The 23,877-nt window shown below is 58.9% G+C and carries 23 protein-coding genes; 4 read left to right on the plus strand and 19 right to left on the minus strand.

Annotated features, from left to right (window positions below; genetic code table 11):
- The first annotated feature begins 258 nt into the window (after positions 1-258).
- A complete protein-coding gene (locus ABIA48_RS08595) occupies positions 259-1,377 on the plus strand; it encodes a TIGR00730 family Rossman fold protein (RefSeq protein WP_429487926.1) in 1,119 nt (372 codons plus the stop codon).
- A gap of 45 nt (positions 1,378-1,422) precedes the next feature.
- Here ABIA48_RS08595 and recX read toward each other — a convergent pair whose 3' ends face one another.
- The 5 genes from recX to ABIA48_RS08620 form a co-directional block, all read right to left on the minus strand.
- Complete coding sequence (gene recX / locus ABIA48_RS08600; RefSeq protein WP_008054083.1) at positions 1,423-1,890, minus strand: recombination regulator RecX; 468 nt, start codon at positions 1,888-1,890, stop codon at positions 1,423-1,425.
- Between the two features lie 8 nt (positions 1,891-1,898).
- Complete coding sequence (gene recA / locus ABIA48_RS08605; protein ID WP_277535159.1) at positions 1,899-2,957, minus strand: recombinase RecA; 1,059 nt, start codon at positions 2,955-2,957, stop codon at positions 1,899-1,901.
- Between the two features lie 83 nt (positions 2,958-3,040).
- Positions 3,041-3,541 carry a CinA family protein gene (locus ABIA48_RS08610; RefSeq protein WP_007971146.1) on the minus strand — a complete coding sequence of 167 codons (501 nt, stop codon included), beginning with the start codon at positions 3,539-3,541 and terminating at the stop codon, positions 3,041-3,043.
- A gap of 118 nt (positions 3,542-3,659) precedes the next feature.
- Complete coding sequence (locus ABIA48_RS08615) at positions 3,660-4,001, minus strand: phage holin family protein (RefSeq protein WP_429487929.1); 342 nt, start codon at positions 3,999-4,001, stop codon at positions 3,660-3,662.
- A 172-nt stretch (positions 4,002-4,173) separates the two neighbouring features.
- Positions 4,174-4,908 carry a LexA family transcriptional regulator gene (locus ABIA48_RS08620; protein ID WP_429492821.1) on the minus strand — a complete coding sequence of 245 codons (735 nt, stop codon included), beginning with the start codon at positions 4,906-4,908 and terminating at the stop codon, positions 4,174-4,176.
- Positions 4,909-5,118: 210 nt separating this feature from the next.
- Between ABIA48_RS08620 and mutS the strand changes: the two genes are divergently transcribed.
- On the plus strand, positions 5,119-7,698 hold the full coding sequence (gene mutS, locus ABIA48_RS08625) for a DNA mismatch repair protein MutS (protein WP_429487931.1): 2,580 nt from the start codon (positions 5,119-5,121) through the stop codon (positions 7,696-7,698).
- 142 nt (positions 7,699-7,840) lie between these two features.
- A complete protein-coding gene (fdxA, locus tag ABIA48_RS08630) occupies positions 7,841-8,164 on the plus strand; it encodes a ferredoxin FdxA (RefSeq protein WP_277535151.1) in 324 nt (107 codons plus the stop codon).
- 602 nt (positions 8,165-8,766) lie between these two features.
- On the opposite strand, the gene rpoS is transcribed toward fdxA, so the two are convergent.
- The 8 genes from rpoS to ABIA48_RS08670 all read right to left on the minus strand — a co-directional run bounded on the left by rpoS (position 8,767) and on the right by ABIA48_RS08670 (position 15,900).
- Complete coding sequence (gene rpoS / locus ABIA48_RS08635; protein ID WP_007990225.1) at positions 8,767-9,774, minus strand: RNA polymerase sigma factor RpoS; 1,008 nt, start codon at positions 9,772-9,774, stop codon at positions 8,767-8,769.
- Positions 9,775-9,879: 105 nt separating this feature from the next.
- Positions 9,880-10,737 (minus strand): peptidoglycan DD-metalloendopeptidase family protein, encoded by an 858-nt coding sequence (locus tag ABIA48_RS08640; RefSeq protein WP_007990227.1) that lies wholly within the window; start codon positions 10,735-10,737, stop codon positions 9,880-9,882.
- A gap of 210 nt (positions 10,738-10,947) precedes the next feature.
- On the minus strand, positions 10,948-11,583 hold the full coding sequence (locus ABIA48_RS08645) for a protein-L-isoaspartate(D-aspartate) O-methyltransferase (RefSeq protein WP_177318984.1): 636 nt from the start codon (positions 11,581-11,583) through the stop codon (positions 10,948-10,950).
- A 41-nt stretch (positions 11,584-11,624) separates the two neighbouring features.
- Positions 11,625-12,374 carry a 5'/3'-nucleotidase SurE gene (gene surE, locus ABIA48_RS08650; protein ID WP_007996928.1) on the minus strand — a complete coding sequence of 250 codons (750 nt, stop codon included), beginning with the start codon at positions 12,372-12,374 and terminating at the stop codon, positions 11,625-11,627.
- On the minus strand, positions 12,362-13,420 hold the full coding sequence (truD, locus tag ABIA48_RS08655; RefSeq protein ID WP_007990233.1) for a tRNA pseudouridine(13) synthase TruD: 1,059 nt from the start codon (positions 13,418-13,420) through the stop codon (positions 12,362-12,364). The genes surE and truD overlap by 13 nt, the downstream gene beginning before the upstream one ends.
- The gene (gene ispF, locus ABIA48_RS08660) at positions 13,417-13,890 is read right to left on the minus strand and encodes a 2-C-methyl-D-erythritol 2,4-cyclodiphosphate synthase (protein ID WP_007970721.1); all 474 of its coding nucleotides are present in this window, start codon (positions 13,888-13,890) and stop codon (positions 13,417-13,419) included. The genes truD and ispF overlap by 4 nt, the downstream gene beginning before the upstream one ends.
- A 43-nt stretch (positions 13,891-13,933) precedes the next feature.
- A complete protein-coding gene (gene fghA, locus ABIA48_RS08665) occupies positions 13,934-14,779 on the minus strand; it encodes an S-formylglutathione hydrolase (protein ID WP_429487936.1) in 846 nt (281 codons plus the stop codon).
- 8 nt (positions 14,780-14,787) lie between these two features.
- Entirely contained in the window at positions 14,788-15,900 is a 1,113-nt protein-coding gene (locus ABIA48_RS08670) for an S-(hydroxymethyl)glutathione dehydrogenase/class III alcohol dehydrogenase (RefSeq protein WP_007990237.1), read from the minus strand.
- A 107-nt stretch (positions 15,901-16,007) separates the two neighbouring features.
- Between ABIA48_RS08670 and ABIA48_RS08675 the strand changes: the two genes are divergently transcribed.
- Positions 16,008-16,904, plus strand: a complete 897-nt coding sequence (locus ABIA48_RS08675) for a LysR substrate-binding domain-containing protein (RefSeq protein ID WP_429487938.1) — start codon at positions 16,008-16,010, stop codon at positions 16,902-16,904.
- Positions 16,905-17,081: 177 nt separating this feature from the next.
- Here ABIA48_RS08675 and ispD read toward each other — a convergent pair whose 3' ends face one another.
- From ispD to tilS, 6 genes are all read right to left on the minus strand, one after another.
- Entirely contained in the window at positions 17,082-17,789 is a 708-nt protein-coding gene (gene ispD / locus ABIA48_RS08680; protein ID WP_429487940.1) for a 2-C-methyl-D-erythritol 4-phosphate cytidylyltransferase, read from the minus strand.
- Positions 17,786-18,064: a cell division protein FtsB gene (ftsB, locus tag ABIA48_RS08685; protein ID WP_007970710.1), complete on the minus strand. Its 279-nt coding sequence runs from the start codon at positions 18,062-18,064 to the stop codon at positions 17,786-17,788. Before ftsB ends, ispD begins: the two co-directional genes overlap by 4 nt.
- A 161-nt stretch (positions 18,065-18,225) precedes the next feature.
- Positions 18,226-19,515, minus strand: coding sequence for a phosphopyruvate hydratase (eno, locus tag ABIA48_RS08690; RefSeq protein WP_429487943.1), 1,290 nt, complete (start codon positions 19,513-19,515; stop codon positions 18,226-18,228).
- 156 nt (positions 19,516-19,671) lie between these two features.
- Positions 19,672-20,517 carry a 3-deoxy-8-phosphooctulonate synthase gene (kdsA, locus tag ABIA48_RS08695; protein ID WP_007970708.1) on the minus strand — a complete coding sequence of 282 codons (846 nt, stop codon included), beginning with the start codon at positions 20,515-20,517 and terminating at the stop codon, positions 19,672-19,674.
- Between the two features lie 5 nt (positions 20,518-20,522).
- Positions 20,523-22,154 carry a CTP synthase gene (locus ABIA48_RS08700; RefSeq protein ID WP_008019781.1) on the minus strand — a complete coding sequence of 544 codons (1,632 nt, stop codon included), beginning with the start codon at positions 22,152-22,154 and terminating at the stop codon, positions 20,523-20,525.
- Between the two features lie 274 nt (positions 22,155-22,428).
- Positions 22,429-23,757 (minus strand): tRNA lysidine(34) synthetase TilS, encoded by a 1,329-nt coding sequence (gene tilS, locus ABIA48_RS08705; protein WP_429487946.1) that lies wholly within the window; start codon positions 23,755-23,757, stop codon positions 22,429-22,431.
- Positions 23,758-23,877 lie beyond the last annotated feature (120 nt).

Consider the following 23,877-nt stretch of genomic DNA (forward strand, 5'->3'; position numbering starts at 1 on the left):
GCAAATCACTGTGAAGGTCTAGATTTCAGGGTATCAACGTTTACTTTTTCTGGGCTGGAAAGGGGCTGCCCGTCGCTTGTCATGTTGTGCGAACGTTTCTTTCATCCAAGGGAAAAACAGAGCCTGTTTGGATGATCCGATGCCTTTCGGATCAAGTAGATCGCCCAGGCACGGGCCTGGGCAGACAGCGACACATGATGTGTCGTGGCACCGACGTACATTCTCGGGCCGAGGGTTCTGTGCAGAAGGAGAAGTTGAATGCCTTACCAACCGAATGACCTCCTGAGCCGTCATTTTGAAGAGAGCGGCCATGACCTCATCAGCAAGGTCGAAGAACAACTCAAGCTGATTTCACCCGACAGCCCGAACATCCCGATCTACCGCGACATGATCCTGACCGTGCTGCGCATGGCCCAGGAAGACCACAATCGCTGGAATGCCAAAATCACCCTGCAAGCCCTGCGTGAGTTGGAACAGGCTTTCCGCGTGCTTGAACAATTCAAGGGGCGACGTAAAGTCACGGTGTTCGGTTCGGCCCGCACCCCCATGGAACATCCGCTCTACAGCATGGCCCGGGAGCTCGGTGCCGCGCTGGCGCGCTCGGATATGATGGTCATTACCGGCGCCGGTGGCGGCATCATGGCCGCGGCTCATGAAGGAGCCGGCCTGACACACAGCCTGGGGTTCAATATCACCCTGCCCTTCGAACAGCATGCCAACCCCACGGTCGACGGCACGACCAACCTGCTGCCGTTCCATTTTTTCTTCACCCGCAAGCTGTTCTTCGTCAAGGAAGCCGACGCCCTGGTGCTGTGCCCGGGCGGCTTCGGTACGCTGGATGAAGCGCTGGAAGTGCTGACGCTGATCCAGACCGGCAAGAGCCCATTGGTGCCAGTAGTGCTACTGGACACACCGGGCGGCAAATTCTGGCAAGGCGCGCTGGACTTCATTCATCAGCAACTGGAGGAAAACGGTTACATCCTGCCCACTGACATGAAGCTGGTGAAGCTGGTTTACAGCGTCGAAGAAGCGGTAGAACACATCAACCAGTTCTACAGCAACTTCCACTCCAGTCGCTGGCTCAAGCATCAGTTCCTGATTCGCATGAATCACACACTCAACGACCGGGCACTCGAGCATATGCAGGAGGCTTTCGCCGACCTGTGTCTGAGCGATCATTTCCATCAGCACGCTCACAGTGGTGAGGCCCATGACGAAGCCGAATTCAGCCACCTGGTGCGGCTGGTCTTCAACTTCAACGCCCGCAACCATGGCCGTCTACGCGAACTTGTGGACTACATCAACCTGCCGGAAAACTGGACACTATCAAAACCCCAGGTACAGCAGCGTACGCGGGAGTCGTCAAAGGTTACGTGAGGCATAAAAAAACGGCCCGCTATCGAAATAGCGGGCCGTTTCAGTTCAGTCGTCCATCCCTCGACCGCTGAACAGACGGTTGATCATTTCCATGGAGTATCCCCGATACGCCAGGAACCGGCCTTGTTTGGCTCGCTCCCGGGCATCCGCCGGCAATTGCCCGGAGAACTTGCGCCGCCAGGTGTCGGCCAGTTGCTCCTGCCAGTCGATACCGCTCTCGCGCAGGGCGAGTTCAATATCGGTGCGCTGCAGGCCGCGCTGGCTCAACTCTTCACGAATGCGTAAAGGGCCATAACCGGAACGGGCACGGTAGGAAACAAAACTTTCAAGGTAACGGGTTTCAGACAACAACCCCTCTTCCGTCAACCGGTCGAGTGCTGTTTCGATCATTTCGGGGAGGGCGCCGCGCTGACGCAGTTTACGCGTCAGCTCGACTCGACCGTGCTCGCGTCGTGCGAGCAGGTCCATTGCGGTTCGCCGCACCGCGACGAGTGTATCGAGTACGGCAGTCATCGCTTCGATCAGATATCTGCGTCAACCAGGTCGTCTTCGGTCTCTTTGACCACAGAAGCTTTGGCGTCTGCTACGGATGCCGGGGACAGGAGCTTGTCACGCAGTTGCTTCTCCAGCTTTGCCGCGACTTCCGGGTTGTCCGCCAGGAACTTGGCCGAGTTGGCCTTGCCCTGACCGATCTTGGTGCCTTCATAGGCATACCAGGCACCGGACTTCTCAACGAAACCGTGCAGAACACCCAGGTCGATCATCTCACCGTTGAGGTAGATGCCCTTGCCGTAAAGAATCTGGAACTCGGCCTGACGGAACGGCGAAGCCACCTTGTTCTTCACGACCTTGACGCGGGTTTCGCTACCGACGACTTCATCACCTTCCTTCACCGCGCCAGTACGACGGATGTCCAGACGAACCGATGCGTAGAACTTCAGTGCGTTACCACCGGTGGTGGTTTCCGGGCTGCCGAACATCACGCCGATCTTCATGCGGATCTGGTTGATGAAGATCACCAGGCAATTGGCGTTCTTGATGTTACCGGTGATTTTACGCAGCGCCTGGGACATCAGGCGGGCTTGCAGCCCCACGTGCATGTCACCCATTTCGCCTTCGATTTCGGCCTTTGGCACCAGGGCGGCTACGGAGTCGACGATGATCACGTCAACCGCGTTGGAACGCACCAGCATGTCGGTGATTTCCAGGGCCTGCTCGCCGGTGTCCGGCTGGGAAACCAGCAGGTCGTCGACGTTGACGCCCAGCTTGCCGGCGTACTCAGGGTCGAGGGCGTGCTCGGCGTCGACGAATGCGCAGGTCGCGCCGGCTTTTTGAGCCTGGGCGATCACGGACAAGGTCAGCGTGGTTTTACCGGAAGATTCAGGACCGTAGATTTCAACAATACGGCCTTTTGGCAGGCCGCCGATGCCGAGAGCGATGTCCAGACCCAGAGAGCCAGTGGAAATGGCCGGGATCGCCTGACGGTCCTGATCGCCCATACGCATTACGGCACCCTTGCCGAATTGACGTTCGATCTGACCCAGGGCCGCAGCCAAGGCTTTCTTCTTGTTGTCGTCCATTAAAGTCCTCACGTAATCAATAAGGCCTGACGGCCAACACCTGTATAAGTAGCCAGTATTATTCCACAGCGATTCCGGATCGCCTACCCCTGATTTGAGATTTCTGCCGCGGCATACCGCAGCAGCCCCTCTAGCGCGGCCTTCACCGTTTGTCGGCGCACCTCGTCGCGGTCACCGGCGAAGTGTTGCAACTCGCTGAACACACGCTCGCCCACGCCCCAGGCCAACCAAACCGTCCCCACCGGCTTACTCGGCGAACCTCCGTCCGGCCCGGCTACGCCACTGACCGCCACGGAAAAATACGCGCGACTTTTCTCCTGCGCCCCCCTGGCCATCGCTTCGACCACCTCGCGACTGACCGCCCCCACCGTGGTGAACAACTCCACAGGAACATCCAGTTGCAGGTTCTTCTGCAGATTGGAATAGGTGACGTAACCGGCCTCGAACCACGCCGAGCTGCCAGGAATACGGGTGATCGCCTCGGCGATCCCGCCTCCGGTGCAGGACTCGGCCGTGGAAACGTGGGCATTGAGAATCTGCAATTGCCTGCCAAGGTCAGCGGCGAGCTGGGTAATTACTTTCACGGTCATCTCCTGATGGGGCGGGATGGGTTAACCGTACACCAGCAGACTGCACTTGCAAGCGACAGGACCGATCAAAATGTAAAGAACCAGAGGCTCTGGAAAAGGCCTGCCAGGGGATTCAATCTTCCACGTCACCGGATGGACCATGACCGACACCCATGCGCCTGGCCGCCCAACGTTCATACAACCCTAAAACTACGTCTGTCCCGGCCATTGCCGCTAAACAACCTCCCGCACAAGCCGCCCAAATGGAAACATTGGCGGCGTGCAACAGCATGATGACCGAGGCGCCGCAGATCATGCTGGAGCCAGACCGCAGGCTCAGGCGCCGGACAAGGGGCCAACCACGAACGCCTTCTTTATCGGCACGCCACATCTCACCGGTTACGCCACCGAGAACTGGAAGGATAATGAGCAGCCAAAGAGGCATGTCCAGCAACGCATATTGCTCAGCGGTCATTTCATGCCTCCCTGAGTGAACGGTCACACTGCGTTCTTGAAGATAGGTAGCAAGACTATGCATATATGCATACGCGGTCAATGCACGAACGCATAAATAAAGACAATCCGATGCTTTCAGCAAACGAAAAAAACCCGCTCAGGAAGCGGGTTTTATCTGAACGCAGAGGGCGTTAGCGGGCGTACATACCCCACCAGAAGACATGTCCGAGGATAACAATCGGCTCCTCCTGGATTTCCTGAAAAGTGTAATCCTCGTCCGGATGCTCGTCGCGGTTGAAGCTGCGCAAGCGAATCCCGGTCGGCAGGCGATACAGCTGCTTCACCCGCAATTGGCCGTTGTGATTGATTGCATAAAGGTCGCCGTCAACGATATCGCCAATACCGCACTTGCCGGCATTGACGCCGACCGTGGCGCCGTCGCGCAGTACCGGCAGCATGCTGTTGCCCCGCACGGTCACGCATTTGGCCTGGTCGAACTGCACACCGTTATGGCGCAGGCTACGCTTGCCGAAGCGCAGACTAGAGCGCTCGCTTTCCTCGATGACGAATCTTCCCGACCCTGCGGCCAATTCTACCTCGCGAAGAAAGGGGACCGACACCTCGTCGTCATCGACAGGGGTATCGTCGTCCCACAGACTGATATCCTTGAGTTCCGAATGCACAGGAGCGCGCCTGGCATTAGCGGCAGGCGCGACGTCCGCGCGACCACGCAACTGGTCGGTGCTCACTGAGAAATACTCGGCGATCTTCGAAATATGCTTATCCGAAGGATCGACGATTTTCCCGCTGAGAATGCGCGAGAGCGTGGATTGAGGCACGCCGGTACGACGGTGAAGCTCCGTGGGGGAGATCCCGTGCTGGTCGAGCAATGCTCTTAAGACAGTAGATACGTTGCGTTTTTGCATAATGCGCATAGTGCTGGTTATTTTCGCAGAAGACAAATGCCCAATTGCATAATCGATGCATAACCTGTTTTTTGCATCGTAAAAGATGTCACCCGGCCGCGATGCCTGCGTCGGGTAGAGCGCCCATGGTAACCTTGCGCCCATCGCGGAAAAGCCCGGCCGTTGCCCCGCTTTTGCCCCACCTCTTTCAATGAGCTTCCTGACAATCCGATGAATAAAGCCGTCTCAGACCTGTCCTCCCACACCCCGATGATGCAGCAGTACTGGCGCCTGAAAAACCAGCACCCGGACCAGCTGATGTTCTACCGCATGGGCGACTTCTACGAGATCTTCTATGAAGACGCGAAGAAGGCCGCCAAGTTGCTGGACATCACCCTGACCGCCCGCGGGCAGTCGGCTGGCCAGGCGATTCCGATGTGCGGGATTCCTTACCATGCCGCCGAGGGTTACCTGGCAAAACTGGTGAAGCTTGGCGAGTCGGTGGTGATCTGCGAGCAGGTCGGCGACCCGGCCACCAGCAAAGGGCCGGTGGAGCGGCAGGTCGTGCGCATCATCACACCGGGGACGGTGAGTGACGAAGCGCTGCTCGATGAGCGCCGCGACAACCTGATCGCCGCCGTCCTGGGCGATGAGCGCCTGTTCGGCCTGGCGGTGCTGGACATTACCAGTGGCAACTTCAGCGTGCTGGAAATCAAGGGGTGGGAAAACCTGCTGGCGGAACTGGAGCGGGTCAACCCCGTGGAACTGCTGATCCCGGATGACTGGCCCAAGGACTTGCCGGCGGAAAAACGCCGGGGTGTGCGTCGCCGTGCGCCGTGGGATTTCGAGCGCGATTCGGCGCTCAAAAGCCTGTGCCAGCAATTCTCGACCCAGGACCTCAAAGGCTTTGGCTGCGAAAACCTGACCCTGGCCATCGGCGCCGCCGGTTGCCTGCTGGCCTACGCCAAGGAAACCCAGCGCACCGCCCTGCCCCATTTGCGCAGCTTGCGTCATGAACGCCTGGACGACACCGTGGTGCTCGATGGCGCCAGTCGTCGCAACCTGGAACTCGACACCAACCTGGCCGGCGGCCGCGACAACACTCTGCAATCGGTGGTGGACCGTTGCCAGACCGCCATGGGCAGCCGACTGCTGACTCGCTGGCTGAATCGCCCGTTACGCGACTTGACGGTGCTGTTGGCGCGTCAGACCTCGATCACTTGCCTGCTCGACGGTTACCGCTTCGAAAGACTGCAACCGCAGCTCAAGGAAATCGGTGACATCGAACGGATTCTTGCGCGGATCGGCCTGCGCAATGCCCGCCCACGCGACCTCGCCCGCTTGCGTGACGCCCTCGGTGCACTGCCCGAACTGCAAGTGGCAATGACCGAGCTCGAAGCCCCGCACCTCCAGCAACTCGCCAGCACCACCAGTACCTACCCGGAACTGGCAGCCCTCCTGGAAAAAGCCATCATCGACAACCCGCCCGCGGTCATTCGTGACGGCGGCGTGCTGAAAACCGGCTACGACAGCGAACTCGACGAACTGCAGTCGCTCAGCGAAAACGCCGGGCAATTCCTGATCGACCTCGAAGCACGGGAAAAGGCGCGCACCGGCCTGTCCCACCTGAAGGTCGGCTACAACCGCATCCACGGTTACTTCATCGAGCTGCCAAGCAAGCAGGCGGAATCGGCACCGGCCGACTATATTCGCCGCCAGACGCTCAAAGGTGCCGAGCGCTTCATTACGCCGGAACTCAAGGCGTTCGAAGACAAGGCATTGTCAGCCAAGAGCCGTGCCCTGGCCCGCGAGAAGATGCTGTACGAAGCACTGCTCGAAGACCTGATCGCCCAGTTGCCGCCGTTGCAGGACACTGCCGGCGCCCTGGCCGAACTGGACGTCTTGAGCAACCTGGCCGAGCGTGCACTGAACCTCGACCTGAACTGCCCGCGCTTCGTCAGTGAACCGTGCATGCGCATCAGCCAGGGCCGCCACCCGGTGGTCGAGCAAGTGCTGACCACGCCGTTCGTGGCCAACGACCTGAGCCTGGACGACAACACGCGCATGCTGGTGATCACCGGCCCGAACATGGGCGGTAAATCCACCTATATGCGCCAGACCGCTTTGATTGTGCTCCTGGCGCACATCGGCAGCTTCGTGCCAGCGGCCAGTTGCGAATTGTCGCTGGTCGATCGCATCTTCACCCGGATCGGCTCCAGCGATGACCTGGCCGGCGGGCGCTCGACCTTCATGGTGGAGATGAGCGAAACCGCGAACATTCTGCACAACGCCACCGAGCGCAGCCTGGTACTGATGGATGAAGTCGGGCGCGGCACCAGCACCTTCGACGGCCTGTCCCTGGCATGGGCGGCGGCCGAACGCCTGGCACATCTGCGTGCCTACACGCTGTTCGCCACCCACTACTTTGAACTGACCGTCCTGCCGGAAGCCCAGCCGCTGGTGGCCAACGTGCACCTCAATGCCACCGAGCACAATGAACGTATCGTGTTCCTGCACCACGTGCTGCCTGGGCCGGCCAGCCAGAGTTACGGCCTGGCCGTTGCGCAACTGGCGGGCGTACCGAGCGAAGTCATCACCCGTGCTCGCGAGCATTTGAGCCGCCTGGAAGACACCGCCCTGCCCCATGAGTCGCCAGCACCTGCCAAAGGTAAACCGGCTGCTCCACAGCAAAGCGACATGTTTGCCAGTCTGCCGCACCCGGTGCTGGATGACCTGGCCAAGCTCGACCTGGACGACATGACGCCACGCCGTGCTCTCGAAATGCTCTATACACTAAAGACACGGATCTAACGCAGCGGCTTGCAAGCTGTTAGAATCTCGCGCGGTTTGGGATGCTGCTGGCTAATAGCCTGGCCAGCAGACTATCGCTCCCGAACCTGGCGACCCCTACGAGAAGGGGCGCAGCAAGCCGCGCCTGAGGAGAAAATTAGAAATGACCTTCGTCGTCACCGACAACTGCATCAAGTGCAAGTACACCGACTGCGTAGAAGTCTGTCCGGTGGACTGCTTTTACGAAGGCCCGAATTTCCTGGTGATTCACCCGGATGAGTGCATCGACTGCGCGCTGTGCGAGCCTGAATGCCCTGCTGTGGCTATCTTCTCTGAAGATGAGGTTCCGGCCGGCATGGAAAACTTCATCGAGCTGAACGCAGAGCTGGCCGAAATCTGGCCAAACATCACTGAACGTAAAGACCCTTTGCCCGACTCCGCAGAATGGGACGGCAAGCCAGGCAAGATCGAACACCTCGAACGCTGATTACCCCCGCGTTCCCTAAAAAGGCCCCACAAGGGCCTTTTTGCTTTTCTGCAGGCAAAAAAAAGGGGGCGGTTTGACCCGCCCACACTTTTTCCCTATTCCCTGTATTCCTTTTCATCGTCCTGATGAATCGCGTCCCGCGATATCCATTTCCCTCATCCTTGAAGGATGTGTCTGTCCGTCGACACAACCTGAATACTAGAGTTTTCCTCTCCGGGATCAATCGCCTATTGGCGCGAAGTCTAACTGTCACACATCATCAACTATAAAAAATAGTCTTATAAATCATAAATATAAAACCATCTGACATTCGGAATAGACGACTGTCAGGGTGTAAAAATAACGAACACTTACGCAAGAGTAAGCCAAGACTTACAACACACAACCAAAATCCCGAGCTAACGCGAAATGGGCCTGCCAGCCCCCCTTGTGGGAGCGGGCTTGCTCGCGAAGAGGCCATCACATTCAGCATCAATGTTGCCGGTTAGACCGCCTTCGCGAGCAAGCCCGCTCCCACACTGGATCGGAGTACATCCTTTGAATCGCAACCAAAAAAAAACCCCGAGCCAGTCGGGGTTTCTTTTGCCATCGCAGTGAGTGTCTTATTGGAACAGTGACTCACTCGACAGACCATTTTTTTCCAGGATCTCGCGCAGCCGCTTCAAGCCTTCCACCTGAATCTGTCTGACCCGCTCCCGGGTCAGGCCGATTTCCAGGCCGACGTCTTCAAGGGTGCTGCTTTCATGACCGCGCAGGCCGAAGCGGCGTACAACCACTTCGCGTTGCTTGTCGGTCAATTCCGAGAGCCATTGATCGATGCTCTGGGACAGGTCGTCGTCCTGCAACAGCTCGCACGGATCGGTTGGGCGGTCGTCAGTCAGGGTATCCAGCAGGGTTTTATCCGAATCCGGACCCAGCGAGACGTCGACCGAAGAAACCCGTTCGTTAAGGCCGAGCATACGCTTGACCTCTCCTACCGGTTTTTCCAGCAGGTTGGCGATTTCTTCGGGAGAGGGTTCATGGTCGAGTTTTTGCGTCAGCTCCCGCGCGGCCCGCAGGTATACGTTCAGCTCCTTGACCACATGGATCGGCAACCGGATGGTCCGGGTTTGATTCATGATTGCGCGTTCGATGGTCTGACGAATCCACCAGGTCGCGTAGGTCGAAAAGCGGAAACCGCGTTCCGGATCGAACTTCTCCACCGCCCGGATCAAGCCGAGGTTGCCCTCTTCGATCAGGTCCAGCAGCGACAGCCCGCGATTGACGTAGCGTCGGGCGATTTTCACCACCAGCCGCAGGTTACTTTCAATCATGCGCTTGCGCCCGGCCGGATCGCCACTTTGCGACAGGCGCGCAAAATGAACTTCTTCTTCGGGTGAAAGGAGGGGAGAGAAACCAATTTCATTGAGATACAGCTGCGTGGCATCAAGTGCCCGCGTGTAGTCAATGTACTTGTGCTGTTTCAACGATGCGGAGTGTTTGGATTTGGCACGAACGGAAGGTGGAGCCGCCCCTTCATCATTCGACATCGAATCCGTATCGATGCTGCTCTCCATCAGGAGAACCTCATCGTCGATGTCAAACTCCGGCACTTCTTTACTGAGAGCCATTGTTATAGTCCTTTGGTGAGTTCGACCTCAAGCTCAAGCGGCGCCTTTATCCCTGGCAACGCTGGAGCCTGTCCCCTCTACGCGACGGAACAGGCTGGTAAGCGATCAACGACGTGGCAGGAATTGCAGCGGATCTACAGGTTTACCTTGGCGGCGAATCTCAAAATGCAGTTTCACCCGGTCTGTACCCGTTGACCCCATTTCGGCAATTGACTGTCCAACCTTGACCTGCTGCCCCTCCCGAACCAACAGCCTGCGGTTATGTCCGTAGGCACTTACGTAGGTTTCGCTGTGTTTGATGATTACCAATTCGCCGTAGCCCCTTAAGCCACTCCCGGCATATACCACCGTCCCATCAGACGCAGCTAAAACAGGCTGTCCCAAATCTCCGGCGATATCAATTCCTTTATTCAAACTACCGTTTGAAGAGAATTTCCCGATCAGAATGCCATTAGATGGCCATCCCCAGCCGGTCGGGGCTGGCCCGGGAGGGGGCAAGGGAGCGGGTGCCGGCTTGTTGGCGACGGACGGTACAACCGTCGTTGTGCTAGTGGTCGAACCGTTTACCGGACGACGGATGACCGTGGTTTTACTCGACGACGAAGGTGTTGAACTGGAAGAACTGACCACCGCCGTGGACGTTGAATCGGTACGTCCATCAAAGCGAATCGTCTGACCCGGATGGATGGTGTAAGGCGCGGCAATGTTGTTACGTGCCGCCAGCGCCTTGTAGTCCCAGCCGTAACGGAAGGCGATGGAGAACAGGGTGTCCTTGGGACGAACGACGTATTGTCCCGTGGTCACGGCCGGACGCTGGGCCGCAGCATTGTTGCGGTCCAGGACACGTACATCGCTGGATTTGTTGCTGGAACAACCGACCAGCAAGGTGCTCAAGACAAGGCCAGTCACCAGGCGCTGAAAGCTCGTTTTACTCATACGCTGCGCAATGACTGTGAGACTCACCCGCCGCTCCCTCTGTGGTGGCTGAAATGTGAAATACCGGAGTCCGGCATGAACTGTCGCAAGTATAACGGGCCGTGCACGCTTTACCTTTAATGCGGCGAATCGGTGTCGCGCACACGTTTGCTGTCTGACGATGAATCCCGTTCAACTGAACGATGCCGCTGTAAGACAAAGGCAATCGAAGAGAATTCAGCGTGCCAAAACAAATGCTCAGGCCAGTGGCCCATTGAGCAATGGCACGAAGCGCACAGCCCCCAGAACATGCCTGGAAAAACCCTGTTCCTCGCGGATGATCAGCATCAATTGCTGGACTTCGCCGGCCCCGACCGGGATCACCATTCGCCCTCCCGGTGCCAACTGATCAAGCAATGCCTGGGGCACATCGGTCGCCCCTGCAGTGACGATAATCCCGTTGTAGGGCGCCAGTGCCGGCCAGCCCTCCCAGCCATCGCCCCAGCGGAACACCACGTTGCGCAGGTTCAGTTCGACCAGGCGTTCCTTTGCCCGATCCTGCAGAACCTTGATGCGCTCGACCGAGAACACGCGCTCGACCAGTTGCGACAGGACCGCCGTCTGATAGCCCGACCCGGTGCCGATCTCCAGCACCTTGTCGAGGGGACCGGCCTCCAGCAGCAGCTCGCTCATGCGCGCCACCATATAAGGCTGGGAGATGGTCTGGTTGTTACCGATCGGCAGCGCCGTGTCTTCATAGGCACGGTGCGCCAGCGCTTCGTCGACGAACAGGTGACGCGGGGTCCGGCGAATGACCTCCAGCACCCTGGCGTTGGAGATGCCTTCTTCATACAAGCGCTGGATGAGCCGCTCCCGGGTTCGCTGGGAGGTCATGCCGATGCCACGACGCAGCATATCGTCTTGTTCGCGACTCATTAGCGCAGCCCCTCCAGCCAACCGTCCAGACTTCTGAAGGCATCATTGAACGTGCGATCCAGTTGCAGCGGCGTGATCGACACATAACCCTGCATCACCGCATGGAAATCGGTCCCCGGGCCACCGTCTTCGGCATCTCCGGCCGCCGCGATCCAGTAACCGGACTTGCCCCGCGGATCCACCACTTTCATCGGTGCCGCGGCACGGGCGCGATGGCCCAGGCGAGTCAACTGGATACCGCGGATACGGTCCAGCGGCAAATTGGGAATGTTCACGTTCAGTACCGTACGCGGTGGCAGATCCAGGTCAGCATGGGCTTCAACCAGTTTGCGCGCGAAATAGGCAGCTGTGGGAAGGTTCTCTACCTGGCGTGAGACCAGCGAAAAGGCAAACGAAGGGTGTTTCAGGAAACGCCCCTCAAGGGCCGCCGCCACCGTACCGGAATACAGCACATCGTCCCCCAGGTTTGCGCCCAGGTTGATACCGGAAACCACCATGTCCGCTTCGCGCTCCAGCAGGCCGTTGAGGCCCAGGTGCACGCAATCGGTTGGCGTGCCATTGAGGCTGATAAAGCCGTTGGCCAGGGTTTGCGGGTGCAACGGACGATCGAGCGTCAGCGAACTGCTGGCGCCGCTTTTGTCCTGGTCCGGGGCGATAACCACGCATTCGGTGTAATCCGCCAGCGCAGCATAAAGCGCGGCGAGACCGGGTGCGGTTACCCCATCGTCGTTAGAAATCAGAATACGCATGGGCTGTCCGTCTGCCCCACCGGCACCAGATCAACAAGCTCGCGCACCAATACGGTGGCGAAGCATCCGGCCGGCAGGACGAATTCCAGTTGCAGAATGTCAGGCTCGGGATAATGCCACGTCAACCCGCCAATGGGCAGCCGCAGGATGCGACGTTCGTGGCTCATACCGGCGTTGATCAACCAATCACGCAAATCCGCTTCGCGTGCGGCGATGGCCTGCTCCAGTTCATGGACAGCGCCCGTGGCCGGCGAGTCACCTTCGCCCCACTGCGGACCGGTCGGGTGCAGATCGAGAATCGCCAGGCGCGGGTCGCTGCACTCGGCCTCACCTGCCGGGAAAAAGCTGCGGCTGTCAGTGAACGCCAACAGATCGCCTACCTGGGCACGCTGCCAGGTGCCATCGGCGACACGCGCGGCCAACACCTGATTGAACAGAAAACTGCGCGCAGTGGAGAGCAGCCGCGAGCGCACGTTGCGCTGCTCCGGCAAGGCCTTGCGCGCGGCCCAGGCGCGAGCATCGACCACATTGCCGCCGTCATGGCCGAAACGCTGAGCGCCGAAATAATTGGGGATGCCTTGTTTGGCGATCAGTTGCAGACGCTCTTCAAGCGCAGACTTGTCGCCGGCGAATTGAGTCAGGCGCAACGTAAAACCGTTTGCCGAATGCGCACCGCGTTGCAGTTTGCGCTTGTGGCGGGCGGTCTTGAGGATCTTCAGCGTATCGTTTTCCGCGGCTGACAGATCAGGGTCGGCCTTGCCCGGCAATTGCACGCTGAACCACTGGCGAGTCAACGCCTGACGGTCCTTGAGCCCGGCATAACTGACGGTGCGCAATGGCACGCCCGCAGCCTTGGCAATCCGCCTCGCAGCTTCTTCCGTATTCAGGCCGCGCTTTTCCACCCAGATCCACAGGTGTTCGCCTTCGCCACTGAGGGGAATGTCGAGGACTTCGTCGACCTGGAAATCTTCCGCGATCGCTTTCAGTACCGCCGTGCCGAGGGCCTCACCGTAAGCCCGCGGGCCGAGCAATTGCAGTTCGTTCATGCGCGCAGCAACAAGGCAACGGAATGCACGGCAATGCCTTCTTCGCGACCGACAAAGCCGAGCTTTTCGGTGGTGGTAGCTTTCACGTTCACTTGATCCAACTCTACTTGAAGATCCGCGGCAATCAGCGCGCGCATCGATTCGATATGCGGGGCCATTTTCGGCGCCTGGGCGACGATGGTGTTGTCGACGTTGCCGACTTTCCAGCCTTTGGCATGGACCAGTGCGACGACGTGACGCAACAGCGCACGGCTGTCGGCGCCCTTGAATTGCGGGTCGGTATCCGGGAAATGCTTGCCGATGTCGCCCAGCGCCGCAGCGCCGAGCAAGGCATCGCTCAAGGCGTGCAGGAGGACGTCACCGTCAGAGTGCGCGAGCAACCCGAAGCTGTGTGCAATACGCACGCCGCCCAGAGTGATGAAATCGCCTTCAGCGAAACGGTGCACATCATAGCCGTGGCCAATACGCATAAAAAAACGCCCCGATTTTTGTCAGGGCGTGATTCTACCTGCATTAGCCAACCAGAGCATGCGCGTGATGCCGCAAGTGCTCTTCGATGAAACTGGCGATGAAGAAATAGCTGTGGTCATAGCCCGGTTGCAGGCGCAACGTCAGCGGGTGACCGGCCAGTTTGGTCGCCTGTTGCAAGGCTTCAGGCTTGAGCTGGGTGGCGAGAAAATCGTCGCGATCACCCTGGTCGACCAGCAGCGGCAGCTTTTCATCGGCCTCGGCAATCAATGCACAGGCATCCCATTCGCGCCATTTCGAACGGTCTTCTCCCAGATAGCGGGAAAAGGCTTTCTGCCCCCACGGGCAATCCATCGGATTGTTGATTGGCGAGAACGCCGACACCGACAGATAACGCCCTGGATTGCGCAAAGCGCAGACCAGCGCGCCGTGACCACCCATGGAATGGCCGCTGATGCCGCGTCTGTCCGACGCCGGGAAATGGGCTTCGACCAATGCCGGCAATTCCTGCACGACATAGTCATGCATCCGATAGTGTCGCGACCACGGTTCCTGGGTGGCATTCAGGTAAAAACCGGCGCCGAGACCGAAGTCCCAGGCGCCATCCGGATCGCCCGGCACATCGGGACCGCGAGGACTGGTGTCCGGCGCGACGATGATCAGCCCCAACTCAGCGGCCATGCGCATGGCGCCGGCCTTCTGCATGAAGTTCTCGTCGGTGCAGGTCAGGCCGGACAACCAGTACAACACCGGCAGCTTGCCACCCTGCTCCGCCTGTGGCGGCAGGTAGACGGCGAACACCATGTCGCAACCGAGCACTTCCGAGCGATGGCGATAGCGTTTGTGCCAGCCGCCAAAACTTTTCTGACAGGAGATGTTTTCCAGACTCATGACAGACCTCAGAAATGGATGACGGAACGGATGCTTTTTCCTTCATGCATCAGGTCAAACGCCTTGTTGATATCTTCCAGGCCCATGGTGTGGGTGATGAAGGTATCCAGCGGAATCTCGCCGGTCTCGGCCATTTCTACATAGCTCGGCAACTCGGTGCGGCCACGCACGCCACCGAACGCCGAACCGCGCCAGACGCGGCCGGTAACCAGCTGGAACGGACGGGTGGAGATTTCCTGACCAGCACCGGCAACACCGATGATCACTGACTCGCCCCAACCCTTGTGGCAGCACTCCAGCGCGGCACGCATCAGTTGCACGTTGCCGATGCACTCGAAGGAAAAATCGACGCCGCCATCGGTCATGTCGACGATGACTTCCTGGATCGGGCGATCGAAGTCTTTCGGGTTCACGCAGTCGGTTGCACCCAGTTGCTTGGCGATCTCGAATTTCGCCGGGTTGATGTCGATGGCGATGATCCGCGCAGCCTTGGCTTTCACGGCGCCGATGACAGCGGACAAACCAATGCCGCCGAGGCCGAAAATGGCCACGGTGTCACCCGGTTTCACCTTGGCAGTATTGAGTACCGCACCGATGCCGGTGGTGACGCCGCAGCCCAGCAGGCAGACTTTTTCCAGTGGCGCTTGCTTGGCGATTTTCGCCACGGAGATTTCCGGAAGCACGGTGTACTCGGAAAACGTGGAAGTACCCATGTAGTGGAAAATCGGCTGACCCTTGTAGGAAAAACGAGTCGTGCCGTCCGGCATCAGACCTTTGCCCTGGGTCGCGCGAATCGCCTGGCAGAGGTTGGTTTTGCCTGACAGACAGAATTTGCACTGGCGGCATTCCGGGGTATACAGCGGGATCACATGATCGCCCACCGCAACGGACGTCACGCCCTCGCCGATGGCTTCCACGATCGCACCACCTTCGTGGCCGAGGATCGACGGAAAGATGCCTTCCGGATCTGCGCCGGACAGTGTGTAGGCATCGGTATGGCAAACACCGGAGGCCACCACACGCAGCAACACTTCACCCGCCTTCGGCATGGCGACATCGACTTCAACGATTTCAAGAGGCTTCTTGGCCTCAAAGGCAACGGCAGCGCGCGACTTGATCATGGTGAATCTCCAGTGAATAAAAACGAGACAGGGAGTGTAATACATGGCTCAACGATGAATAATCGAGGCAAATGCAAAATATTATTGCTGTACAGGGATAATCCTTCATGTCCGAAAATCGCTGGGAAGGGATCGACGAGTTTGTCGCCGTTGCCGAGTGCAACCAGTTCACCGCGGCTGCGGAACGTTTGGGGGTTTCTTCCTCCCATATCAGTCGACAAATCGTACGCCTCGAAGAGCGCCTGCAAACCCGTTTGCTGTATCGCAGCACCCGCCGGGTCACGCTGACCGAAGCCGGGCAAACCTTCCTGCAACATTGTCAGCGCTTGCAGGATGGGCGGGAAGAAGCATTGCGAGCGGTCGGCGACCTGACCAGCGAACCCAAAGGCATGCTGCGCATGACCTGCGCCGTGGCATATGGCGAGCGCTTCATCGTGCCGCTGGTGACGCGTTTCATGGGGCTGTACCCGCAATTACGCATCGATATCGAATTGACCAACCGGCAACTCGACCTGGTACACGACGGCCTCGATCTGGCGATCCGCCTCGGGCGCTTGCAGGATTCACGGCTGGTCGCCACCCGCCTCGCACCGCGGCGTATGTATCTCTGCGCATCACCTGCTTACCTTGAGCGCTACGGTCGGCCGCACAGTCTTTCGGAACTCAGTCGTCACAACTGCCTGATCGGCAGCTCGGACCTCTGGCAACTGGAGCAGAACGGGCGGGAATTTTCGCAAAGGGTGCAGGGAAACTGGCGCTGCAACAGTGGGCAAGCGGTGCTGGATGCCGCGCTACAAGGCGTAGGGTTGTGTCAGTTGCCGGACTATTACGTGCTGGAACATTTGAAGAGCGGTGCGTTGATTTCGTTGCTGGAGGCGCATCAACCGCCGAACACGGCGGTTTGGGCGCTGTACCCGCAGCAGCGGCATTTATCGCCGAAGGTGCGCAAGCTGGTGGATTACTTGAAGGAAGGGTTGGCTGAAAGGCCAGAGTATCGGGGTTAGAACCACCAGAGTTTCTCAGTGACAGATTGGCTGACTGAAACGGCGCTTTCGCGAGCAAGCCCGCTCCCACAGGGGAACAGTCTTGCTCACAAAAATTGCGGGCAACACCGGTCAAATGTGGGAGCGGGCTTGCTCGCGAAAGGCGCGACGCAGTCTCAAAGTTGATTGCCGCACAACTTAGTGACGATTAGCCCAACGCTGCCTCAACCATTCAAGATCTTCGGGACGCGTCACCTTGAGGTTATCGGACCGCCCTTCGATCAGGCGTGGTGCCGAACCGGCCCACTCCATGGCCGAAGCTTCGTCGGTAATAACGGCATCCGCCACCAGGCTGTCCGCCAACGCCCGATGCAATGCCCCAAGGCGAAACATCTGCGGCGTGTAGGCCTGCCAGATCACACTGCGATCCACGGTTTCGAGCACACGACCGTGCTTGTCGACCCGTTTGAGCGTATCCCGTGCCGGAACCGCCAGCAGTCCGCCGACAGGGTCGTCAGCCAGCTCAGCCAATAACTTGTCCAGATCGTCGCGACTGAGATTCGGCCGCGCGGCATCGTGGACCAATACCCAATCCTCATCATCGGCGCCCTGCGCGTGCAAATGCAGCAAGGCATTGAGCACCGACCCGGAGCGCTCGGCGCCGCCCTCGACCCGGACAATACGCGGATCACTGGCACACGCCAGGTTCGGCCAATAAGGATCGTCAACAGCAACACTGACCACCAGGCCCTTCAGGCCAGGATGATCAAGGAAACAGCCAAGGCTGTGTTCGAGAATAGTGCGCCCGCCCAGTTGCAAGTATTGCTTGGGACGGTCCGCGGCCATACGGGCACCGACGCCCGCGGCAGGAATCACGGCCCAGAAGGCCGGTAACGTCTGGTTCATTGCGCCAACTGGTAAAGGGTTTCACCGTCCTTGACCATGCCCAGCTCATGGCGAGCCCGCTCTTCAACGGTCTCCATGCCCTTTTTCAACTCACTGACTTCGGCGTCCATTACCCGGTTGCGCTCCAGCAATGCCTGGTTCTCAGCTTGCTGATCCGCAATCTGCTGCGTCAACTCGGCCACTTGCGCCAGACTGCCATTTCCCACCCACAGGCGGTACTGCAGGCCAGCCAGCAACAAAAGCAGAATGAGGAACAACCAATTGGGACTGCGCATCGAATATCAGGTATCCAGTGAAAAAAGACAGCCATGCCAAACGTGAAGCTTCTGATAGCACGAAGCCTGGAAGAACCAGGCTTGTGCTTATAAGGCATCAGATTAGTGGCAAAAACGTCGCTGTAGCGATTTTTTCGACACAATCCGGTGTCTTTTTTATATCAACCGCGGAATTCGCTGCGGCCGTTGTACTTGGCTTTGCCGTTCAACTGCTCTTCGATACGCAGCAGTTGGTTGTACTTGGAAACGCGGTCGGAACGGCACAGGGAGCCGGTCTTGATCTGGCCAGCCGAGGTGCCCACGGCCAGGTCGGCAATGGTCGAATCTTCGGTTTCGCCGGAGCGGTGCGAGATTACGGCAGTGTAACCGGCAGCCTTGGCCATCTGGATGGCTTCCAGGGTTTCGGTCAGGGTGCCGATCTGGTTGAACTTGATCAGAATCGAGTTGGCGATCTTTTTGTCGATGCCTTCTTTCAGGATCTTGGTGTTGGTTACGAACAGGTCGTCGCCTACCAGTTGGGTCTTCTCGCCGATCTTGTCGGTGAGGATTTTCCAGCCAGCCCAGTCGGACTCGTCCAGGCCATCTTCGATGGAGATGATCGGGTAACGCTCGGTCAGGCCTTTGAGGTAGTCAGCGAAACCTTCGGCGGTGAACACCTGGCCTTCGCCGGACAGGTTGTACTTGCCGTCTTCGTAGAATTCGCTGGCTGCGCAGTCCAGAGCCAGGGTCACGTCGGTGCCCAGCTTGTAACCGGCGTTGGCCACGGCTTCGGAGATCACTTTCAAGGCGTCTTCGTTGGAAGCCAGGTTCGGCGCGAAACCACCTTCGTCACCGACGGCAGTGCTCAGGCCACGAGCCTTCAGCACGGCTTTGAGGTGGTGGAAAATCTCGGTGCCCATGCGCAGACCTTCCGAGAAAGACTTGGCGCCAACCGGCTGAACCATGAATTCCTGGATGTCGACGTTGTTATCGGCGTGCTCGCCGCCGTTGATGATGTTCATCATCGGAACCGGCATCGAGTAAACACCCGGGGTGCCGTTCAGATTAGCGATGTGAGCGTACAGCGGCAGGTCCTGGTCCTGTGCTGCTGCCTTGGCCGCGGCCAGGGAAACGGCGAGGATTGCGTTGGCACCCAGGGAACCTTTGTTTTCAGTACCGTCGAGCTTGATCATTGCCAGATCGAGCGCTTTCTGGTCGCTTGGGTCCATGCCTTTCAACAGGTTTTTGATCGGACCGTTGATGTTGGCTACGGCCTTCAGAACACCCTTGCCCAGGTAACGGCTCTTGTCGCCATCACGCAGCTCGAGCGCTTCACGCGAGCCAGTGGAAGCACCGGACGGCGCGCAGGCACTGCCGATGATGCCGTTGTCGAGAAGCACGTCCGCTTCCACGGTGGGATTGCCACGGGAGTCGAGAACTTCACGACCTTTGATGTCGACGATTTTAGCCATTGTTGTAAACACTCCAAAGTTGACGAAAACGACGCAGCTGTAGGAAATCTTTGATCGTCGGCAAGCGAGATGCAGCGGGCAGTCTTGCAGACGACAAGGCTCAGGCCCGAGGGCCTGGGCGTTAAATCGTGCGGTACTTTACCGGAGAATTGAGGATTACGCGGTTTCTACCGTCGGAAAACTCTTCACCAGTTCGTCCAAAGCTTTGAGCTGGGCCAGGAATGGCTCCAGTTTGTCCAGGCGCAAAGCGCAAGGACCGTCGCATTTGGCGTTGTCCGGATCCGGGTGGGCTTCCAGGAACAGGCCGGCCAGCGACTGGCTCATGCCGGCCTTCGCCAGGTCGGTGACCTGTGCGCGACGACCGCCGGCGGAATCGGAACGACCGCCAGGCATTTGCAGCGCGTGGGTCACGTCGAAGAACACCGGGTACTCGAACTGCTTCATGATGCCGAAGCCGAGCATGTCGACGACCAGGTTGTTGTAGCCGAAGCTCGAACCACGCTCGCAGAGGATCAACTGATCGTTACCCGCTTCCACGCATTTGTTCAGGATGTGCTTCATTTCCTGAGGGGCGAGGAACTGGGCTTTCTTGATGTTGATCACTGCGCCCGTTTTGGCCATCGCGACCACGAGGTCGGTCTGACGCGACAGGAAGGCCGGCAACTGGATGATGTCGCAGACTTCAGCGACGACCGCAGCCTGGTCAGGCTCGTGGACGTCGGTGATGACCGGCACGCCGAAGGCTTGTTTGATGTCCTGGAAGATGCGCATGCCTTCTTCCAGGCCAGGACCACGATAGGAGGTCACAGAAGACCGGTTGGCCTTGTCGAAACTGGCCTTGAACACATAAGGGATACCGAGCTTTTCGGTGACCTTCACATACTCTTCGCAAACCTGCATGGCCATGTCACGGCTTTCCAGCACGTTCATGCCGCCGAACAGCACCATGGGTTTGTCGTTGGCAATCTCGATGTCGCCGACGCGGATGATCTTCTGTGCCATCGGGGTTACGCCTTCTTCTGGTGTTGAGCCAACGCTGCCTTGACGAAACCGCTGAACAGCGGGTGACCGTCACGCGGCGTCGAGGTGAACTCAGGGTGGAACTGGCAAGCGACGAACCATGGATGATCCGGAGCTTCAACCACTTCAACCAGTGCGCCATCACCGGAACGACCGGAGATTTTCAAACCGGCCTCCATGATTTGCGGCAGCAGGTTGTTGTTCACTTCGTAGCGATGACGATGACGCTCGACAATCACATCCTTGCCGTAGCAACCATGAACCAGGGAACCCGGCTCCAGCAGGCAATCCTGCGCGCCCAGACGCATGGTGCCACCCAGATCGGAGGTTTCGGTACGGGTTTCGACAGCACCGGTAGCATCTTCCCACTCGGTGATCAGACCCACGACCGGGTGACCGCTTGCACGATCGAACTCGGTGGAGTTGGCATCTTTCCAGCCCATCACGTTACGGGCGAACTCGATAACGGCCACTTGCATGCCCAGGCAGATACCCAGGTATGGAACCTTGTTTTCGCGAGCGTATTGAACGGCGGTGATCTTGCCTTCAACGCCACGCAGACCGAAGCCACCAGGCACCAGGATTGCGTCGACGCCTTCCAGCAGCGCGGTGCCTTGGTTCTCGATGTCTTCGGAGTCGATGTAGCGCAGGTTGACCTTGGTACGGTTGCTGATGCCGGCGTGACTCATCGCTTCGATCAGCGACTTGTAGGCGTCCAGCAGCTCCATGTACTTGCCGACCATGGCGATGGTGACTTCGTGCTCAGGGTTGAGCTTGGCGTCGACCACGGCTTCCCACTCGGACAGATCGGCACCGCCGCATTGCAGGCCGAAACGCTCGACGACGAAATCGTCCAGGCCCTGGGAGTGCAGGATGCCCGGGATCTTGTAGATGGTGTCGGCGTCTTCCAGGCCGATCACCGCACGCTCTTCAACGTTGGTGAACTGAGCGATCTTGCGACGCGAGGAAATATCGATCGGGTGGTCGGAGCGGCACACCAGCACGTCCGGTTGCAGGCCGATGGAACGCAGTTCCTTGACCGAGTGCTGGGTTGGCTTGGTTTTGGTTTCGCCGGCAGTGGCGATGTACGGCACCAGTGTCAGGTGCATCAGCATCGCACGCTTGGCGCCGACTTCGAAACGCAGTTGGCGGATCGCCTCGAGGAACGGTTGCGACTCGATGTCACCCACGGTGCCGCCGATCTCGACCATGGCCACGTCAGCGTCGCCGGCACCCTTGATGATGCGGCGCTTGATTTCGTCGGTGATGTGCGGGATCACCTGGATAGTTGCACCCAGGTAGTCACCACGGCGCTCTTTGCGCAGGACGTGTTCGTAGACACGGCCGGTGGTGAAGTTGTTGTTCTGGGTCATGGTCGTGCGGATAAACCGCTCGTAGTGACCCAGGTCCAGGTCGGTCTCGGCGCCGTCGTGGGTGACGAACACTTCACCGTGCTGGAACGGGCTCATGGTGCCCGGGTCGACGTTGATGTACGGGTCCAGCTTCAGCATGGTGACCTTAAGTCCCCGCGCCTCCAGGATGGCCGCCAATGATGCCGATGCAATGCCTTTCCCCAATGAAGAAACAACACCGCCCGTGACGAATATGTAGCGCGTCATGAAAAACCCTAGAAGTCTGCGTTAAAGCGGTCCGAGCCGCCGGGGAAAGCGAAGGAAGGCCGAAGCCCCCGATCACCTGCATTAATCACAGTGCACCTTTCAAAAAAACCGCCGCGTTGGGACAGACCGGAAAATGAATCACCGGTTCGTTGCTCGCTACACATTTTTTGGAATCGCCCAGCAAAGACTGCTTGGTAATCGGCAACTCCTGCAATTCAGGCGAATCCACAGAAGTTGTATCAAGAAGGGAGCGTAGTCTACCGGAAAGCCCCTTTCAGCTCAAACCTTGATCTTCGTTCAGTGGTTGCCAATGCAAATACCAGTCGCCGCTCGTACTACCGTCGAGTCCTTTAAGGTTCGCCACTGCCAGCAATTGGTCGCCTTTGTAGAGCAGCGGCAATCTGCCGCGTACAAAGGACGGTACACCACTTTCATTGAGCAAACGTTTCAAGTCCCGATGGCCGCGGCCCGGCAAAGCCATGACCTCTCCCCCTTCACGATAGCGGATATGCAGCGGGCCATCAGGGATTTGCCCGGTGAGCGAAAGCACGCCGTTGTCCGCAATTGCCAGCGGTGCAGCCGGGTCCTGCCACGCCCCGGCGACAGGCAGAGGACGCAACCAGCGGCCGGACAGCCACCAGATCCGCCCGCCCGCCCGATGCAGTTCGCCATCGGCCAGCCGCCACACCGGGCAGGCATCGCCGGTGGCGTCGCGCAAATCCGCCCAACCCGACCAATGGTCAGTGTCCGGCAGGCGGGTCAGCGGTTCGAGCCAATGACTCAAGGCATTGCGCTGTCGGGCATCAGACAATTGCGCAAGCGGCGCCAGTTCAAGGGAGCGCAATCCCAGCCAGTCGAATTCACTGACAGAACTGGCCTCACGTAAATCCATTTCGGCCAGTTCTTCGAGCAACCCCTGCGCTTCAGTCAAATGCGCCGCGCTGCGAGCCATGGTCGCCACCGCTTGTGGCCAGCGCTGAACCAGCACAGGCAAGACTTGATGACGCAGGTAATTGCGCGAGTACTGCCGATCCTGGTTCGAGGGATCTTCGATCCAGCTCAAACCATGCGCACTGGCATAGGCCTCGAGCTCAGCCCGCGTGACATCAAGCAGTGGCCGCAGCAGATGCCCCTTGCCCAATGAACGCTGACGCGGCATCCCGGACAATCCGCGCACGCCCGCTCCGCGCAACAAACGAAACAGCAGGGTTTCCGCCTGATCGTCGCGGTGCTGGGCCGTCAGCAGCACATCACCGGGCCCAGTCACTTCGGCGAACGTGTGATAACGCGCGTCCCGCGCCGCACGCTCCAGACTGGCACCGGGCTGCACCTGCACCCGAACGATCCGCAACGGGACGCCCAGCGCAGCGCACACAGAACGACAATGTTCCGGCCACGCGTCGGCCACAGCTTGAAGGCCGTGATGAACATGGATGGCGCTCAGCGCCGGCAGGGATTCGGTTTTTGCGAGGTGTACGAGCAGATGCAGCAGGACGGTGGAGTCCAGGCCGCCGGAGAAGGCGACGCGCCAGGTCGCAGCATTGCGCCACGGTTTCAGATTCAGCAAAAGCCTGAAAGGCAAATCAAGCGCGGGCCGATCCATATCTTTCCCTTTGCACAAATCAAATGTGGGAGCGGGCTTGCTCGCGAAAGCGTTTCAACATTCAACGCACCCGTTGACTGTTATACCGCTTTCGCGAGCAAGCCCGCTCCCACACATGGG

This window comes from Pseudomonas sp. S30_BP2TU TE3576, from assembly GCF_050436025.1.
Classification (GTDB): domain Bacteria; phylum Pseudomonadota; class Gammaproteobacteria; order Pseudomonadales; family Pseudomonadaceae; genus Aquipseudomonas.

Coding starts and splice junctions, on each gene's coding strand:
- ABIA48_RS08615 (WP_429487929.1), bottom strand. CDS start 4,001: ATGACCGCTGAGCAATATGCGTTGCTGGACATGCCTCTTTGGCTGCTC.
- tilS (WP_429487946.1), bottom strand. CDS start 23,757: ATGGATCGGCCCGCGCTTGATTTGCCTTTCAGGCTTTTGCTGAATCTG.
- ABIA48_RS08595 (WP_429487926.1), top strand. CDS start 259: ATGCCTTACCAACCGAATGACCTCCTGAGCCGTCATTTTGAAGAGAGC.
- ABIA48_RS08675 (WP_429487938.1), top strand. CDS start 16,008: ATGTCCGAAAATCGCTGGGAAGGGATCGACGAGTTTGTCGCCGTTGCC.
- fdxA (WP_277535151.1), top strand. CDS start 7,841: ATGACCTTCGTCGTCACCGACAACTGCATCAAGTGCAAGTACACCGAC.
- rpoS (WP_007990225.1), bottom strand. CDS start 9,774: ATGGCTCTCAGTAAAGAAGTGCCGGAGTTTGACATCGACGATGAGGTT.
- fghA (WP_429487936.1), bottom strand. CDS start 14,779: ATGAGTCTGGAAAACATCTCCTGTCAGAAAAGTTTTGGCGGCTGGCAC.
- ABIA48_RS08670 (WP_007990237.1), bottom strand. CDS start 15,900: ATGATCAAGTCGCGCGCTGCCGTTGCCTTTGAGGCCAAGAAGCCTCTT.
- ABIA48_RS08700 (WP_008019781.1), bottom strand. CDS start 22,154: ATGACGCGCTACATATTCGTCACGGGCGGTGTTGTTTCTTCATTGGGG.
- kdsA (WP_007970708.1), bottom strand. CDS start 20,517: ATGGCACAGAAGATCATCCGCGTCGGCGACATCGAGATTGCCAACGAC.
- ispD (WP_429487940.1), bottom strand. CDS start 17,789: ATGAACCAGACGTTACCGGCCTTCTGGGCCGTGATTCCTGCCGCGGGC.
- ABIA48_RS08620 (WP_429492821.1), bottom strand. CDS start 4,908: ATGCAAAAACGCAACGTATCTACTGTCTTAAGAGCATTGCTCGACCAG.
- truD (WP_007990233.1), bottom strand. CDS start 13,420: ATGAACGAACTGCAATTGCTCGGCCCGCGGGCTTACGGTGAGGCCCTC.
- ispF (WP_007970721.1), bottom strand. CDS start 13,890: ATGCGTATTGGCCACGGCTATGATGTGCACCGTTTCGCTGAAGGCGAT.
- mutS (WP_429487931.1), top strand. CDS start 5,119: ATGAATAAAGCCGTCTCAGACCTGTCCTCCCACACCCCGATGATGCAG.
- recA (WP_277535159.1), bottom strand. CDS start 2,957: ATGGACGACAACAAGAAGAAAGCCTTGGCTGCGGCCCTGGGTCAGATC.
- surE (WP_007996928.1), bottom strand. CDS start 12,374: ATGCGTATTCTGATTTCTAACGACGATGGGGTAACCGCACCCGGTCTC.
- ABIA48_RS08645 (WP_177318984.1), bottom strand. CDS start 11,583: ATGACCTCCCAGCGAACCCGGGAGCGGCTCATCCAGCGCTTGTATGAA.
- eno (WP_429487943.1), bottom strand. CDS start 19,515: ATGGCTAAAATCGTCGACATCAAAGGTCGTGAAGTTCTCGACTCCCGT.
- ftsB (WP_007970710.1), bottom strand. CDS start 18,064: ATGCGCAGTCCCAATTGGTTGTTCCTCATTCTGCTTTTGTTGCTGGCT.
- recX (WP_008054083.1), bottom strand. CDS start 1,890: ATGACTGCCGTACTCGATACACTCGTCGCGGTGCGGCGAACCGCAATG.